This window comes from Bacteroides caecigallinarum (genome assembly GCF_021530995.1).
GTDB classification, from domain to species: Bacteria; Bacteroidota; Bacteroidia; order Bacteroidales; family Bacteroidaceae; genus Phocaeicola; species Phocaeicola faecigallinarum.
The window spans coordinates 1-17375 of sequence record NZ_JADYTF010000028.1 but is presented as its reverse complement, the minus strand read 5'-3'; the positions used below and the strand labels follow the sequence as shown (position 1 = coordinate 17375).

15 protein-coding genes are annotated in these 17375 nt (G+C 39.8%); 13 read left to right on the top strand and 2 right to left on the bottom strand.

Features of this window, described 5'->3' with window-relative positions; genetic code table 11:
* Window positions 1-56 precede the first annotated feature (56 nt).
* Entirely contained in the window at window positions 57-1877 is a 1821-nt protein-coding gene (recQ, locus tag I6E24_RS05865; RefSeq protein ID WP_235327028.1) for a DNA helicase RecQ, read from the bottom strand.
* A 150-nt stretch (window positions 1878-2027) separates the two neighbouring features.
* Between recQ and I6E24_RS05860 the strand changes: the two genes are divergently transcribed.
* The 7 genes from I6E24_RS05860 to I6E24_RS05830 all read left to right on the top strand — a co-directional run bounded on the left by I6E24_RS05860 (window position 2028) and on the right by I6E24_RS05830 (window position 11295).
* On the top strand, window positions 2028-2492 hold the full coding sequence (locus tag I6E24_RS05860) for a helix-turn-helix domain-containing protein (RefSeq protein ID WP_235327026.1): 465 nt from the start codon (window positions 2028-2030) through the stop codon (window positions 2490-2492).
* On the top strand, window positions 2479-4443 hold the full coding sequence (locus I6E24_RS05855) for a dipeptidyl peptidase 3 (protein WP_235327024.1): 1965 nt from the start codon (window positions 2479-2481) through the stop codon (window positions 4441-4443). The genes I6E24_RS05860 and I6E24_RS05855 overlap by 14 nt, the downstream gene beginning before the upstream one ends.
* A gap of 9 nt (window positions 4444-4452) precedes the next feature.
* Window positions 4453-5124, top strand: a complete 672-nt coding sequence (locus I6E24_RS05850; protein WP_235327023.1) for a DNA alkylation repair protein — start codon at window positions 4453-4455, stop codon at window positions 5122-5124.
* 53 nt (window positions 5125-5177) lie between these two features.
* A complete protein-coding gene (locus I6E24_RS05845; RefSeq protein WP_235327021.1) occupies window positions 5178-5636 on the top strand; it encodes a Fur family transcriptional regulator in 459 nt (152 codons plus the stop codon).
* Window positions 5637-5660: 24 nt separating this feature from the next.
* Window positions 5661-6932 carry an adenylosuccinate synthase gene (locus I6E24_RS05840; RefSeq protein WP_235327019.1) on the top strand — a complete coding sequence of 424 codons (1272 nt, stop codon included), beginning with the start codon at window positions 5661-5663 and terminating at the stop codon, window positions 6930-6932.
* A 362-nt stretch (window positions 6933-7294) separates the two neighbouring features.
* Entirely contained in the window at window positions 7295-9244 is a 1950-nt protein-coding gene (locus I6E24_RS05835; RefSeq protein WP_235327017.1) for an ABC-F family ATP-binding cassette domain-containing protein, read from the top strand.
* A gap of 14 nt (window positions 9245-9258) precedes the next feature.
* Window positions 9259-11295, top strand: coding sequence for a M13 family metallopeptidase (locus tag I6E24_RS05830; protein ID WP_235327015.1), 2037 nt, complete (start codon window positions 9259-9261; stop codon window positions 11293-11295).
* An 87-nt stretch (window positions 11296-11382) separates the two neighbouring features.
* On the opposite strand, the gene I6E24_RS05825 is transcribed toward I6E24_RS05830, so the two are convergent.
* Entirely contained in the window at window positions 11383-12738 is a 1356-nt protein-coding gene (locus I6E24_RS05825) for an OmpP1/FadL family transporter (RefSeq protein WP_235327013.1), read from the bottom strand.
* A 234-nt stretch (window positions 12739-12972) separates the two neighbouring features.
* Between I6E24_RS05825 and I6E24_RS05820 the strand changes: the two genes are divergently transcribed.
* The 6 genes from I6E24_RS05820 (at window position 12973) to I6E24_RS05800 (ending at window position 17229) form a co-directional block, all read left to right on the top strand.
* On the top strand, window positions 12973-14295 hold the full coding sequence (locus I6E24_RS05820) for an MATE family efflux transporter (RefSeq protein WP_235327048.1): 1323 nt from the start codon (window positions 12973-12975) through the stop codon (window positions 14293-14295).
* A 70-nt stretch (window positions 14296-14365) separates the two neighbouring features.
* Window positions 14366-15691, top strand: a complete 1326-nt coding sequence (ffh, locus tag I6E24_RS05815) for a signal recognition particle protein (protein ID WP_235327011.1) — start codon at window positions 14366-14368, stop codon at window positions 15689-15691.
* A 355-nt stretch (window positions 15692-16046) separates the two neighbouring features.
* A complete protein-coding gene (locus tag I6E24_RS17200) occupies window positions 16047-16178 on the top strand; it encodes a hypothetical protein (protein ID WP_262911892.1) in 132 nt (43 codons plus the stop codon).
* Window positions 16179-16191: 13 nt separating this feature from the next.
* Window positions 16192-16386: a transcriptional regulator gene (locus tag I6E24_RS05810; RefSeq protein WP_235327009.1), complete on the top strand. Its 195-nt coding sequence runs from the start codon at window positions 16192-16194 to the stop codon at window positions 16384-16386.
* Window positions 16374-16655, top strand: a complete 282-nt coding sequence (locus tag I6E24_RS05805; protein ID WP_235327007.1) for a virulence protein — start codon at window positions 16374-16376, stop codon at window positions 16653-16655. The genes I6E24_RS05810 and I6E24_RS05805 overlap by 13 nt, the downstream gene beginning before the upstream one ends.
* A gap of 142 nt (window positions 16656-16797) precedes the next feature.
* Window positions 16798-17229: a hypothetical protein gene (locus I6E24_RS05800; RefSeq protein ID WP_235327005.1), complete on the top strand. Its 432-nt coding sequence runs from the start codon at window positions 16798-16800 to the stop codon at window positions 17227-17229.
* Window positions 17230-17375: the final 146 nt, after the last annotated feature.

The window sequence follows — 17375 nt, the reverse complement described above, 5'->3', positions numbered from 1 at the left end:
CGTACGTGTAACGCTAACTATGTCAGTTCTTTTGATATAAAAACTGTGTTTCCCTCTTATTCATTTACGATAATCTTTATTGCATTTACGAAATCGCGTCCGTATTTCTTCTTTTTGTATTCGCTGAATCCGGAAATGTCGTCCAGAGCTTCCATTGTCATAGGCTTCTTGTCGCAAAGCGATTGCAGCGTGCTGTCGGACATTACAATATAAGGAGGTATAGCTTCCTGTTCTGCCAGCTTCAGTCTCAGCAGGCGCAAGGTTTCGAACAGGGTGTCTTCTTTCTCTTGACTGCTGTAAGCATTTTTCTTAATCTGTACAGGCGATGAACTGATAGTGTTCTTTTTATATTGCTTGTTGGAGAAATCATCTTCTTTAATAACAACCAGTTCCGCATTTTGTTTTCCGTACAGAACCTTAGTTCCAAGCTCGGTTATTTTCAGATGATTGTTTTCATTGTATGCTATTTCTATGTAGCCCATATTCAGCATCTGCAACAGATAATTTTGCCAGTGGCGTGAGGGTATATCCCTTCCGGCTCCGAATGTCTTTATCTTGTCGTATTCCTTTTCGGAGATTTCTTGAGTAAAGTTTCCTCGGAGTATTTCTATAAGTGCCCCTGTGGCTATCTGCTGGTTGGTCCTTGCTATTGCGCTCAGAGCTTTTTGTATTATTATCGTTCCATCGAATCTTTCCGGAGGATTACGGCATACGTCGCAATTGCCGCAGTCGTGATCCATCGTTTCCCCGAAATAGCTTAGCAGGATTCTTCGGCGGCAGATGTCGGCTTCGGCATACTGCTGCATGCGGTTCAATTTCTCTATGTTTATTTCCTTCTGATTGCTTTCTTCGGCAAACTTCGTAAGTTGGATCATGTCGCCAAGCGAGTAGAACAGCATGGTGTCGCTCTTCATTCCGTCTCTTCCCGCACGTCCTATTTCCTGATAGAAACTCTCTATACTTTTAGGCAGGTTGTAATGTATCACCCATCTTACATTCGACTTGTCTATCCCCATTCCGAAAGCGACGGTGGCACAAACTATCTGTACACGGTCGTTGATGAAATCGTCCTGTGCCTGTTCGCGCTCGAAATTTGATAGTCCTGCATGATATACGGCAGTCTCGAAGCCTTCGTCGTAAAGCAGTTCGGCAACTTTCTCGGTAGTCTTTCTGCTCATGCAGTAAATGATTCCGCTTTCATTGCCATGCTTTTCTATGAATCTTTTTATAATTCTGATTTTTTCTTTCTGCTGATAGCCTTTCTTTACGTCAAGACTCAGGTTAGGACGGTCGAACGAGGAAATGAATACTTCCGGTTCGTTCATTTTCAGCTGTTTTACTATGTCCTGACGTGTGATTTTGTCCGCAGTGGCGGTAAGTGCCACTATTGGAACTCGGGGAAACTGTTTTCTAAGTATGTCCAGCTGTGTATACTCAGGGCGGAAATCGTGTCCCCATTGTGAAATGCAGTGCGCTTCGTCTATTGCAAAAAGCGAAATCCTAATGTCTCTGAGCAGATAGTTGGTTTCGGATATAAGTCTTTCGGGAGATATATAAAGCAGTTTTACTTTTCCCTGCAGACACTCCATGCGTACACTCGTGTTGTCTGTATCAGTGTTCATGCTGTTCAGTGCGCGTGCGGCTATACCGTTGGCCTGCAATGCCTCCACCTGGTCTTTCATCAGTGAAATCAGTGGTGAAACCACTATGGCTGTACCTTCCATCATGAGTGCCGGAATCTGGTAGCACAAGGATTTGCCTCCGCCTGTAGGCATAAGAACCAGCGTGTCTTTTTTGTTCAGTACATTTGTGATTATTTCTTTCTGTTGAGGACGGAACTCTGTATATCCGAAATATTTTTTGAGAATGTCAAGCATTTGCGTGAGTCTGTTTTTTGTGAATGCAAAGATAATATTCAGTATCGATACACACGAAAAAATGTTGACAAAGATTTTGCGGTCTGAAAAAAAACTTACAAATTTGTGTTATGAAAATTGTAAACTAAGACTAAAAAGGAATCAGCACAGATGGAAAATAATCATGAAGTAATTAATAATGAAAACGATGTACAAGTTAAGTTGCCATACAATCTTAGGGAAAAGAAAACAAAATCAGCGCCTTATAGGGAACTGATAAGGACTGAACTGGCAAACGAACTTTACAAAAAGATATATGAACTTGTTGTAACGCAGAAAAAATACAAGCAACCGAATTTTTCTGCCAGTGATTTGGCAAAGATGCTCAAAACTAATACTAGGTATCTGTCGGCAGTGGTTAATTCCAAATTCAAAATGAATTTTTCGTGTTTACTCAATGAATATCGCATACGTGATGCCAAACACTTGTTGTTAGATAAACGTTATGCCGAAAAGACTATTGAGGAGATAAGTGCAATGTCTGGTTTTGCCAATCGTCAGTCTTTCTATGCTGCTTTCTACAGAATTGTAGGTATTACTCCTAATGAATACAGAAAGAATCATGAGAACATCTGAAGATAATTTTAATTATTCTGTAGATAAATTTGCGGACCTACAGATATTGAGATATAAAGTGCATGGCTTTGATTCATTATCATTGAGTCAAAAAAAACTAGTGTATTATCTTTCAGAAGCGGCGTTGCACGGTCGTGACATTTTATTCGACCAGAACGGAAAATATAATATGAAAATACGCCGCTTGCTTGAAGCAGTGTATATACATTATGACGGTGACCGTTCGGATGTAGAATTTCAGGCGTTCGAAGTGTATCTGAAAAGAGTATGGTTTTCCAGTGGAATACATCACCATTATTCTACCGATAAGTTTATTCCAGGATTTTCTGTCGATTTTCTTCGCGATGCTGTGATGTCATTGGAAAAGTCGTGTTTACCTTTAGCAAAAGGTGAAACAGTGGTAGGTTTATGTAATGATTTATTCCCTGTGATTTTCGTTCCTGAGATAATGTCTAAACGTGTAAATCAGGCTGATGGGGAAGATTTGGTGCTCACTTCTGCTTCAAATTATTATGAAGGAGTTACTCAACAGGAAGCCGAGGATTTTTATTCTGCTATGAAATCTCCTGATGATGAGACACCTGTGATGTATGGTATGAATAGCCGTTTGGAAAAGAAAAAAGGTGAGATTACCGAGATTGTTTGGAAATTGGATGGTGAATATGGTAGTGCCATTAGTAAGATTGTCTATTGGCTTGAAAAGGCTATGGATGTGGCAGAAAATGAACATCAAAAAGAGGTCATACGTCTGCTTATTGAATTTTACCGTACGGGAGATTTGAAAATTTTTGACGATTATTCTATTTGTTGGCTTAAAGATACAGAATCGCGTGTTGATTTCGTGAATGGCTTTATCGAAAGTTACGGCGATCCGCTTGGAATGAAATCCAGTTGGGAGTCTATTGTAAACTTCAAGGATATGGATGCTACTCACCGCACTGAAGTGTTGAGTAGTAATGCACAGTGGTTTGAAGATAATTCGCCTGTGTCTCTGCAGTTCAAAAAGTCTGAAGTGAAAGGTGTATCAGCAAAAGTAATCACAGCAGCCATACTTGCCGGCGATCTTTATCCTGCCAGTGCAATAGGTATCAATCTGCCAAATTCGAACTGGATTCGCAGTGTTCACGGTTCAAAATCAGTGACAATAGGTAACCTTACTGACGCTTATAACAAGGCTGCCAAAGGTAATGGTTTCAGAGATGAGTTCGTATATAGTGAATATGAAAAGGAACTGCTCGACAAGTATGCTGATATAACTGGTGATCTTCATACCGACCTGCATGAATGTTTGGGGCATGGTTCAGGCAAACTACTTCCTGGAGTTGATCCAGATGCGCTTAAGGCATACGGTGCTACAATAGAGGAAGCACGTGCCGATTTGTTCGGACTTTATTATATACCAGATGCAAAGATGGTTGAACTTGGGCTTACTCCGGACAATGAGGCTTATAAAGCAGAGTACTATTCGTATATGATGAACGGGTTGATGACACAGCTTGTCAGAATAGAACATGGATGCTGCATTGAAGAATCGCATATGCGTAACCGTCAGCTTATTGCTGCCTGGGCTTTGGACCATGGAGCTGAAGATAGTGTTGTGGAGCTTGTAAAAAGGAATTCTAAAACATACGTGGTTATAAACGATTATGAGAAATTACGTCTTTTGTTTGGAAAACTACTGGCTGAAATTCAACGCATAAAAAGTGAAGGCGACTATGAGACTGCCCGCCAACTGGTAGAAAAGTATGCCGTGAAAGTTAATCCTGCATTGCATTCTGAGATTATTGAAAGATACAAGGCTCTAAATCTCGCACCTTACAAAGGATTTGTAAATCCTGTATATAGTGTGGTTGCTGATAGTGAGAATAATATTATAGATGTAAAAATAGACTATAGCGAAGGGTATACAGAACAGATGCTTCGTTATAGCCGTGATTATTCTAATCTTTAAATTAATAACATGAACGACATACAGGAAACAATAAAAGATATAAAATCGAAATTCCGTTTGTTTATGAACGGTGTCATCTCGCAGAGTATGCGCGAAAAAGGGATGGACTACAAACTGAATTTCGGAATAGAGTATTCTCGCATTAAAGAAATTGCTGCGGGATATGAGAAAAACCATGAGCTTGCGCAGGCTTTGTGGAAAGAAAATATCCGTGAGTGCAAGATTATGGCTACGTTACTTCAGCCGGTTGATTCTTTTTGTATAGAAATAGCTGAAATATGGATTGAGGATATGAAATATCCGGAACTGGCAGAATATACGGTTATGAATCTGCTTCAGAATGCTGATTATGCTTCAGAGGTGGTGTTCAGATGGATTGCAGATGAACGTATTTATTTTCAGTTCTGTGGATATATGCTTATGACTCGCCTTCTGATGAAAGGTATGAAATTAAATGAGAGGGCAGAGGCTGAGTTTTTGGATCAGGCATTTACAGAAATCCAGGGTGATGAACCTATGGTTAAAAAAGCTGCTTCTACGGCGTTGAAGAAGTTCTCGGCACAGTCTAAAGAAAATGCAAAAACAATAGGACGGCAATTGGGACTTTTAAGTAAGTCGGCCAATCCGGAATTGAAACTTTATATCGACGAAATAAAATATGATATAGAATATTGCGTTTAGTTTTCTTTGATTGAGTAAAATATATTAACTTTGACGGCTGAAGATATTTTTTAATGGCAGACAAGATAAAAGATACGGTAAAACAGGTACTTACAGAGTACTTACAGAAGAACGGACATCGGAAGACGCCCGAGCGTTATGCTATACTCGATTCCATATATTCTATCAAGGGGCATTTCAATATTGAAAGTCTGCTTCAGTATATGGAAGAAAAAGAGAAATTCCGTGTAAGCCGTGCTACCTTGTATAATACCATTATTCTTCTTATTGATGCCGGTCTGGTAATCAAACATCAATTCGGAAATACATCCCAGTACGAACGTTCGTACAATAATGAAACACATCATCACATGATATGCACAGCATGTGGTAAGGTTTCTGAATTTGAAGATGAAAATCTGAAACAGGCCATTGTACAAAGTAAATTAAAAGGTTTTCAAGCCACACATTATTCACTGTATATATACGGATTGTGTAGTAAATGTGTGGCAAAAAGGAAAAAGAATAAATAAAAACTATTTTTAATATAACAAATCATGAAAGTAGATGTCTTGTTAGGTTTACAGTGGGGCGACGAAGGAAAAGGTAAAGTTGTCGATGTTTTGACTCCACGTTATGATGTAGTTGCGCGTTTTCAGGGTGGTCCAAACGCAGGTCATACTTTGGAATTCGAAGGACAGAAATATGTTCTCCGTTCTATTCCGTCAGGTATTTTCCAGGGAGACAAAGTAAATATTATCGGTAATGGTGTTGTGCTTGATCCGTCGTTGTTCAAGGCAGAGGCTGAAGCTCTTGAAGCAAGCGGACATCCTTTGAAGGAACGTTTGCACATTTCTAAGAAAGCACATCTTATATTGCCTACTCATCGTATACTTGATGCTGCATATGAAGCTGCAAAAGGAGATTCAAAAGTAGGTACTACAGGTAAAGGTATCGGTCCTACATATACAGACAAAGTCAGCCGTAACGGTTTGCGCGTAGGTGACATATTGAATAATTTCGAAGCTAAATATGCTGCAGCAAAGGCTCGTCACGAACAGATATTGAAGAGTCTTAATTATGAATATGACATCACTGAGATTGAAAAACAGTGGATGGAAGGTATTGAATATCTTCGTCAGTTCAACTTGGTTGATAGCGAACATGAGATAAATAATCTTCTTAAAGAAGGTAAAAGTGTTCTTTGCGAAGGTGCCCAGGGAACAATGCTTGATGTTGATTTCGGCTCTTATCCATTCGTTACATCATCGAATACTATTTGTGCCGGTGCTTGTACTGGACTTGGTCTTGGACCTAACAAAATAGGTGAGGTATATGGTATAATGAAGGCATATTGTACTCGTGTAGGTGCTGGTCCTTTCCCAACTGAACTTTTTGATGAAACAGGCAAGAAAATCCGTGACCTCGGTCATGAATATGGAGCTGTGACAGGTCGCGAACGTCGTTGCGGATGGGTTGACCTCGTAGCTTTGCGTTACTCTATCATGATTAACGGCGTAACTAAGCTTATCCTTATGAAGAGTGATGTTCTTGACGGTTTCGAGACAATCAAGGCTTGCGTTGCTTATAAGGTAAACGGTGAGGAAATAGATTACTTCCCATTCGATATCAACGAAGGTGTAGAACCTGTTTACGTAGAAATGCCGGGATGGAAAACAGATATGACTAAGATGACTAGCGAAGATGAATTCCCTGAAGAATTCAATGCTTACATCTCATTCCTTGAAGAACAACTTGGTACTCCAATCAAGATTGTTTCTGTAGGTCCTGACCGTGCACAGACTATCGAAAGATATACTGAAGAATAATATTATAATATTATAATCTATTGGGCTGCTGGTTTTCATATATGAGAATCAGCAGCTTTTGTTTTTTCGTAAGTAAAAATGATTATTTACTGAATAAATATTTGTAAATAGTTATTTTTGCTTTTATTTTGAAAGAATATCATTTTAAATTTTTGCAATTGTTTGTTTTAATATATATTTGTGGAAACAAATTATTAATTACTATCTCTCTCTTAAATTTAATCCTTCAGTTGGGAGGCGTTCTCTGTGATTGAGAGCGTCTCTTATTTTTTGTTTTCATTATAAAATCTTGTTAACCGATAATTCCTATTTAATGTAAAAATAGTAACTTTGCCGACACTTTGTAAATCAACATATAAAGAATGATTTCAGTAGAAGGATTAAAAGTAGAGTTTGGAGTTACTCCTCTGTTTGAGGATGTATCGTATGTGATAAATAAGAAAGACCGTATAGCGCTTGTCGGTAAGAATGGTGCCGGTAAATCTACCATGCTAAAGATTCTTGCAGGGCTTCAATCGCCTACAGAAGGTGTGGTAGCAGTACAGCGCGGAGTTACTATAGGGTATCTGCCTCAGGTGATGATATTGAGTGATACCAGAACCGTAATGGCAGAGGCTGAAATGGCCTTTGAGCATATATTCGAATTGCAGGAGAGTATCTCCAAAATGAATCAGGAGTTGGCAGACAGAACAGACTACGATTCTGAAAGTTATCATGAACTGATAGACCGTTTCACTCACGAGAACGAGAGGTTCATGATGATGGGTGGAACAAACTATAAGGCAGAGATTGAACGTACGCTTACGGGTTTGGGTTTCTCAAGAGCAGATTTTGACAGACCTACATCAGAGTTCAGCGGTGGCTGGAGAATGCGTATAGAACTTGCAAAACTCTTGTTGCGCCGTCCTGACGTTCTTTTGCTCGACGAGCCTACCAACCATCTTGACATAGAAAGTATCCAGTGGCTTGAAAACTTCCTGAAGATGAGTCCCGGAGCAGTGGTACTTGTCAGCCACGACCGCGCTTTCATCAATAATGTAACGAACAGGACTATTGAAATTTCATGTGGACATATTTATGATTATAAGGTAGCGTATGATGAATTCGTAGTTTTGCGCAAGGAACGCCGTGAGCAGCAGCTTCGTGCATACGAAAACCAGCAGAAGGAGATTAAGGATACCGAAGAGTTTATCGAACGTTTCAGATATAAGGCTACAAAGGCAGTTCAGGTGCAGAGCCGCATAAAGCAGCTTGAAAAGATTGTACCTATAGAGATAGACGATGAGGATACTTCTTCTTTGCGGTTGAAGTTCCCGCCTGCTATCCGTTCGGGAAACTATCCTGTGATATGCGAGAATGTAAAGAAGGCATATGGTGATCATGTGGTGTTCCATGATGTCACTCTTACAATAAACAGAGGTGAGAAGGTTGCTTTCGTAGGAAAGAACGGTGAAGGTAAATCTACACTCGTGAAATGTATCATGGATCAGATTCCTTACGATGGAAAACTGGTGATAGGACATAACGTGCAGATAGGGTATTTCGCACAGAATCAGGCACAGCTCCTTGATGAGAATGTAACTGTGTTTGATACAATAGACCGTGTGGCAAAAGGTGATATCCGTCTGAAGATACGTGATATCCTTGGGGCTTTCATGTTCGGTGGTGAGGCTTCTGATAAGAAGGTGAAAGTCCTTTCCGGAGGAGAACGCAGCCGTCTGGCAATGATAAAACTTCTGCTTGAACCTGTGAACTTCCTTATACTGGACGAGCCTACCAACCATTTGGATATGCGTTCCAAAGATGTACTGAAAGAGGCTATCAAAGAGTTTGATGGAACGGTAATTGTCGTATCCCACGACCGTGAGTTCCTGGACGGACTTGTAACCAAGGTATATGAGTTTGGTGGTGGTGTAGTGAAAGAGCATATCGGAGGTATATACGATTTCCTGCAGAAAAAGAAGATGGAAAGCCTTAACGAACTCCATCTGTCGCAGTCGCCTACAGCTTCATCGCAGAAGAAAGATGTGCAACAGCCGGCACAATCGGAAAGTAAGCTTTCTTACGAAGCTCAGAAGGAACTGAACAAGAAAATCAGAAAGCTTGAAAAACAGGCCGCCGACTGTGAAGACAGAATTTCCAAAATAGAAACTCAAATATCACAACTGGAAGAAAAGATGGCAACTCCTGAAGGAGCATCCGACATGAAACTCTATGAGCAGCATCAGGATTTGAAAAAACAGATTTCGCAGATTGAGGAAGAGTGGGAGACGGCACTGATGGAAATAGACGAACTTAAAAAAGAACTATAACTAAATATTAATTTATGAAAACTAAACATTGTATTGCTTTTGCAGCATTGGCTGTTGCCGCACTGTCCGGATGTGCAGGCCAGAAGGAAGCAAAGGTGAGCACAGGAATAAACCTTGCCAACCTTGACACAACAGCAGTTCCGGGAAATGATTTCTTCCGTTTCGCTTGTGGAGGTTTTAATGATTCTCATCCGCTTACAGCTGAATACTCAAGCTATGGAGCATTCGAAATGCTGATGGAAGACAACCAGAAGCAGTTGAAGGAAATGATTGAAGAATTTGCTTCAAAAGAAAATCCTGCTGGAAGCCAGGGACAGAAAATCGGAGATTTGTATAATCTGGCAATGGACAGCGTAAAGCTTAATGCAGACGGTATAGCTCCAATCAAGCCTATGCTTGACAGAATAGCTGCGATATCTGACAAGAACCAGATTATGCAGGTTAAGGCTGAGATGTTCAACAACGGTATCGGTACATATTTCAGCAACTACGTTTACGGTGACCCTAAGAACAGTACTTTGAATATCTTCCAGATTGCCCAGGGAGGTATTAATCTTGGCGAAAAGGAATATTATCTTGATACAGACGAAAGTACAACTGCTATCCGTGAACAGTACAAACTGTATATCACCAAGCTTTTCACATTGGCTGGTTTCTCAGAAAATGAGGCTAAACAGAAGATGGCTGACGTAATGGAAGTTGAAACAGCTATTGCAAAGGCTTCTTACAGTGCTGTAGAACGTCGTAATCCGGAAGCCAACTATCATAAAATGTCATACGATGAATTGAAGAAGGCTTTCCCTGGAATAGATTGGGACGCTTATCTCAAGGCTTTGGGTGTAGAAGGTGTTACAGAACTCAATGTAGAGCAGATTGAGCCTATCAAGGAAGTGGAAAAACTTATCAATACTTTGCCTCTTTCACGTCATATCTCATATTTGCAGTATAACCTTCTTGATGCAGCAGCAAGTTATCTGAGCGATGATTTCGTAGCTGCAAGATTTGATTTCTACGGAAAGGTATTGTCCGGCCGTCAGGCAAACCAGCCACGTTGGAAACGTGCCGTTAATGCCGTAAACGGAATGTTGGGCGAAATAGTAGGTCAGATGTATGTAGAGAAATATTTCCCTGCTGCAGCAAAAGAACGTATGGTGGCATTGGTCAAGAACCTTCAGTCGGCTCTCGGCGAACGTATCCAGGCACAGGAATGGATGAGCGACAGCACTAAGGTAAGAGCTATGGAGAAACTTTCTACATTCCACGTAAAAGTAGGTTATCCTGACAAATGGAAAGATTATTCTGACCTTAACATCGAGAAAGATTCATACTGGGCAAATGTATGCCGTGCCGCACAGTGGGGTACAAAAGATATGTTCAGCCGTATCGGAAAACCTGTTGACAAGGATGAATGGTTGATGAGTCCTCAGACTGTAAACGCATATTACAATCCTCAGACTAACGAAATCTGTTTCCCTGCCGCAATTCTTCAGTATCCGTTCTTCGACATGAATGCTGATGATGCATTCAACTATGGTGCGATCGGTGTGGTAATCGGTCATGAAATGACACACGGATTCGATGATCAGGGACGTCAGTATGACAAGGACGGTAACCTGAAAGACTGGTGGGCTGAAGGTGATGGTGACCGCTTCAACGAACGTACAAAAGTAATGGTTGATTACTTTAATAATATCGAAGTTCTCCCTGGATTGAAAGCTAACGGACTGCTGACTTTGGGTGAAAACATAGCAGACCACGGAGGTTTGAATGTTTCTTATCTTGCTTATAAGAATGCAACAAAGAACAACCCTCTTCCTGAAGAAGACGGATTTACAGCTGACCAGCGTTTCTTCATCGCATACGCTACACTTTGGGCTGGTAATATCCGTGAAGAGGAAATCCGCTCACGTACTAAGTCAGACCCTCACTCACTTGGCGAATGGCGTGTAAACGGTGCTCTTCCACATGTTGATGCATGGTACGAAGCATTCGGTATCACAGAAAAAGATTCAATGTATCTTGCACCTGAAAACCGTTGTAGAGTTTGGTAATTCTTATTGAACAGGTAAGATAAAAAAAGCCGTTTGTAGTTGGGGTTCACATCTACAAACGGCTTTTGATTTTTAAGTAAATAGTTATCAGAAATTATAGTTCAAGCTGAGACCAAACACCTTATTGGTACGGCTGTAAATGTCTGTTCCAGGGAGTTTGGTGTTATTATAGTTGTCGGTGGTTTTACTATAGTCGCTGTAATTAGTCCAGAAGTATGCTATATCCATGCTTAAAGACTGACTCAGATAAAATCTGGCTCCGAAACCTAATGAATATGAATCGCTGTAGAAGCTCGTGTCTGTCTGGAATTCATCGCTAAGACCGTAGTTTGTTTTCTGAAAACCACCACTTAATGTAAGTCTTTTGATAACATCCCATTCAATACCTGCCAGGTATTCATGAGTTCCATGTTTCAGCGTTTTTTGGCGGTTGTTTAGCATTTCTGCATTTTTGTCGTCGAAGAAATGGTATTCTACCGATGCGCGTAAAGTAGGAAGAATCTCATATTGTGCAGCAACGCTCAGGAATGCAGGAATGTCATTCGGTGTCTGTTCGCCATTGGCGTATGGCTTGATTACTTCGTCTGGGATACTCTCAGGTACATCCAGGACTTTAGTCTTATTCTCTATGTTGAGGTTTGTCTTGAACTCGTATTTTGCTGCAAGATTCAGTTTGCCTAATTTTGCATTAACTCCAATAATAGGAGTTACTCCCCATCCGCTTTGCTGACAGTCCAGATCCATTGTCATGAGTTCTTTTCCTCCGAGGGCTTCAATGAGGCTTGCTTTCAGGAAACCTTCATAACTGCTTTTTACGTAGTTCATTCTTCCTCCAACATATGCCGACAGCCAATCATTGATCTTATACGAAAGTCCTAACTGCGTTCCGAATATGTATTGTGTTCCGTCTAGCGCACTGTTTATGTTTACTTTGTCTGCTCCGACAGGTTGTCCGGCTGCTGCGGTTTGTTGGAAAATACCAGCTTTTACAAGCGAGTTGAACATTGGAAGTCCGTTATCAAACGATGCTTTACCTCCACCTCCTGTAATGGCAAATCCGGCAGAGATAGTCCAGTCTCCCTTTTTGTACAGACCTTGGAATGATGGTATGAATGGAGCTGATGCCGTTCCTTTATAGTATTCATTAACGTCCATCAATTCAGGTGTAGTAGGACTGCTCATACCCTTGTATGTTTTATAACTGGCATTTATTTCCCTTGTCTGATATGCACTCTGTCCTGTCAGAGAAAGATGAAAGCCATCCTCTTCCAGAAAAGAAAGACCTGCAGGGTTGCTGTAAACTCCGTCAACATCTATTGACGCTCCACGTGCTACCATTCTTAAAAATGCCGCATGTTGGTTCGTGTTAGTCAGATAATCTCCTGCAAAAGTTGTGTTTGAAACGATAAGCGCCGTTGCGCCTAATAATAAAAATTTATTCATTTAGCTTTAAAGATTGGTTATGAGGCCGCAAAGGTATTGCTTTTGTTTGGTTTATACAAGTGTTTTTGATTATAATACGACTATATCGGTGTGAATGAAATAGTTTTAAGTGAAACGAAACTGTCTCTTTTAGTATGGGCTTCATATATAATATGATGTGAGGCTATGTATTGAAAAGTTCTTTTCGTATCTTTGCTGCATATTTATAATATAGAATAAACATCGTGTATGACTATGTATTCCAATAAAGAAATCTGGCGCGTTACTTATCCTATACTTCTCGGGCTGCTAGCCCAAAATATTATCAATGTTACAGATACGGCTTTCCTCGGACACGTAGGTGAAGTCGCTTTGGGAGCTGCCGCAATGGGAGGGCTCCTCTATATCTGTGTCTATACGGTGGCATTCGGTTTCAGTATAGGCTCGCAGATTCTTATAGCACGCCGTAATGGCGAGGGAAACTACCGTGAAGTTGGTCCCGTAATGATGCAAGGCTGTATGTTCAGTTTTCTTATGGCAGTTGTGCTTGCAGCGGCTATGTATATTTTTGCCGGACCTCTGATACGTATGCTTATAACTTCCGATACAATATACGAAGCCACATATCAGTTCTTTACGTGGCGTATCTGGGGATTTATTTTTGCTTTTCTCAATGTAATGTTCCGGGCTTTTTATATTGGAATTACCAATACGAAAGTCTTGACACTCAGTTCCGTTGTTATGGCTCTAGTGAATGTCGTACTCGATTATGGTCTGGTGTTCGGTGAGCTGGGATTGCCGGAGATGGGTGTCAGAGGTGCTGCATTGGCTTCCGTAATAGCAGAGGCATCATCGCTTATGTTTTTCCTTATATATACATATACCAAAATCAATCTTAGAAAATACGGTTTCACGCGTTCGTTCAGTGTTGATTTCAGCATGGTGGGTAAAATTATGAGCATATCGTCGTTTACAATGGTTCAGTATTTCCTTTCGATGGCTATATGGTTTGTATTTTTCATGGCCCTCGAACGTTTGGGGCAGAGGGAACTTGCTATAGCCAACATTGTGAGGAGTGTGTATATTGTTCTTCTTATTCCTGTTCAGGCTCTTGCCACTACGGCTAATACACTGGTCAGCAATCTGATTGGTGCTGGAGGGACTGATAAGGTTGTGGCTTTGCTTCATCGTATAGCCCGTGTATCTTTCCTTATAATGGTGGTTTGTGTTATTCTGACAGTGCTGTTTCCGGACATAATACTCTCAGTATATAGTGGCGACCCTACACTGATTTCCGAGTCTGCTCCTGCACTGTATGTGGTTTGCGGTGCGATGATGATAGCTTCGCTGGCCAATATCTATTTCAATGGAATTTCCGGTACGGGCAATACTCAGGCGGCTCTGGTATTGGAAACCGGGGTATTGATTTTTTATGCGTTTTATGTAGTAATTGTGGGTATGGTTTTGCGCCAGCCGGTTGAGATTTGTTTTACTACCGAAGTGGTGTATTATTCCCTTATGCTGTTTTTCAGTATTATATATTTGAAAAAAGCTAAATGGCAGAATAAAAAGATTTGAGAGTTTATTTTTTTTATGTATTTTTGCACCCCGTTGAAATAGAAGAAATTAAGAAAAATCCAAATAATATATGTTCGATAATTTAAGTGAAAGACTTGAGAGGTCGTTTAAGATATTGAAAGGTGAAGGTAAAATCACCGAAATCAATGTTGCCGAGACTCTGAAAGATGTACGTCGCGCTTTGCTTGATGCCGACGTGAACTATAAGGTTGCAAAGAACTTTACAGATACAGTAAAGGAGAAAGCCTTGGGACAGAATGTGCTCACAGCAGTTAAGCCAAGTCAGTTGATGGTTAAGATTGTTCATGACGAACTTACCAAGCTGATGGGTGGTGAAACTGCTGAACTTGAACTTAAAGGACGCCCTGCAGTTATACTTATGTCAGGTCTTCAGGGTTCAGGTAAGACTACTTTCTCAGGAAAGTTGGCACGTATGCTGAAAACCAAGAAAAACCGTAAGCCTCTGTTGGTAGCCTGCGACGTTTACCGTCCTGCAGCCATTGAGCAGCTGAAGGTGCTTGGACAGCAGATTGAAGTTCCTGTTTATTCAGAACCGGATAGTAAAGATCCTGTAAAGATAGCCTTGAATGCAATTCAGGAGGCAAAAGCCAAAGGTTATGACCTGGTGATTGTCGATACAGCCGGTCGTCTTGCTATCGACGAACAGATGATGAACGAGATTGAGGCTATCAAGAAAGCTATCAATCCTGATGAAACACTGTTTGTGGTCGATTCAATGACAGGTCAGGATGCTGTAAACACAGCACGTGAGTTTAATGAGCGCCTTGACTTCAACGGTGTAGTTCTTACTAAGCTGGATGGTGATACCCGTGGTGGTGCCGCACTTTCTATCCGTACTGTAGTAAACAAGCCTATCAAGTTCGTAGGTACAGGTGAAAAACTTGACGCAATCGATTTGTTCCACCCTGCACGTATGGCAGACCGTATCCTTGGTATGGGTGATATCGTATCACTCGTGGAACGTGCGCAGGAACAGTACGATGAAGAAGAGGCTAAGCGTCTTCAGAAGAAAATCCAGAAGAACCAGTTCGATTTCAATGACTTCCTTACACAGATAAACCAGATCAAGAAGATGGGTAACATCAAGGAACTTGCTTCAATGATTCCAGGTGTAGGTAAGGCTATCAAAGATATAGATATAGACGACAATGCTTTCAAGAGTATTGAGGCAATCATTTATTCTATGACACCTGAAGAACGTACTCATCCTGAAATCCTGAACGGTTCGCGCCGTATGCGTATCGCAAAAGGTAGTGGTACAAACATTCAGGAAGTTAACCGCCTTCTGAAGCAGTTCGATCAGACTCGCAAGATGATGAAGATGGTGACTGGCAGCAAGATGGCTGGTATGATGCAGAAGATGAAGAAGAGATAATATACATTCTTTTTGATATACTAATCGGGCTGAATACTGTTTAAATGATGTTTAATCACTGTTTAAACTGTATTCAGCTCGGTCCTTTTTAGTACCTGTATAATAGTAGAAAATAACATTCAAAGATAGTTGACAGTAAGAAAATTTAAGAGGTTAATCTTTTGAATACACATTTGATTAGTTACTACTTTTCTTCTTGTAGAATATAAATATAAAGTAGTAACTGATCATTGGGTTATATACTCAGTTACCACTTTAATTATTATATTTCATAGTTAAAGTATTATCTCATTACTTTATAATTTGCGTTTTACACTAGTTTATCGTACTTTTGTACTGATAAAAAACGTAAAGGATGAAAGGCAAACTTATATCCAGAGAAATGGAGTGTACGGAATTGCTGTGCTGTTACTACGATCGTTCCGAACTTGTAATCGTGTATGGAAGAAGGCGAATAGGGAAAATAAAAGTAAATACAGAACTATAAACATTTTAATAACATGAAAGTAGGAGATAAAGTATTAATTTCGCCAGACCTAACCAGGCTGTCACAATGGATATCTGGTACGGTTATAGAGGTTGAAGACAATCCATTTGTGGGAATTGTGATATCAGCAGAGACTGAGGATAAGGACGTCTATTTTGGTCAAGAAGATTTGTTTAAGCCTCAAACAGAAGAAATATGTTTGCCATAAGTTTTGACATGATTATCTCTGATCTCGAGATATATTACGGAAAGCCGTATAACAGAGCCTATTTTGAAATTAAAGAAATATTAAAGCAGAATGGTTTCAGCTGGATACAGGGTAGCACATATCTCAGCGAAAGTGACGATATGGGGCATGTTGTAAAAGCAATAATGGACTTGTCAAAGATTGAATGGTTCAAAAAGTCAGTAAGGGATATCAGAGGCTATAAAGTAGAGAACTGGTCAAACTTTACTGAAATTGTACGAAACGCATAAAGTATGCGGTGGAAATTTTCCACCGCATACTTACATGATAATATCAAAGGGGACACTATATAATCAAAGATCCTAGGTACGTGACGAACAGAAAATTATAAGGAAAATAAAAGTAAATACAAACCTTTAATATATAATCCGAGTGAACAGATTACATTATATTTTAACTACCTTACTTCTTGTGTTAAGTAGTTGTGTTAAACATACAGAAATATTTTATGAAGCCATTGATTTTAAAAATAGTTATTGGTTGGCTTATGAAGTAGATGGAAAAAAAATTGGAGAAATAGAACCTTTTATATTTTACTTTACAGAGAATAAATACTTAAATATTTTATTACATAATCCTGATAACAATAAATTTGAAACCCAATATACTTTTTTTTACACAGACGTAAAAGACAATAATGCAATCATTGGTGGATATTTTTTATCTTCATATGAATATAAAGAAGCTACATTATATTATAAAAAATTAGATTCTGAAGCTAATGATATAGAATTTAAATTTAGACTATCTCCTTATTCAGAAGAACATATAATAAAAATGAGTAAATTGAAAGAAGAAGCATAATTCATAATCATGGAAACAAAAAAAGCATTTTAGTATGAAAAATAGAGTATTTAATATAAGTTTTTTTGACAATCATTTTAGCTTAGTGCTCTATAATGACATTTGTTCAAGATTTGCATTTAAAGTTTAGAGGCATACCTATAGAT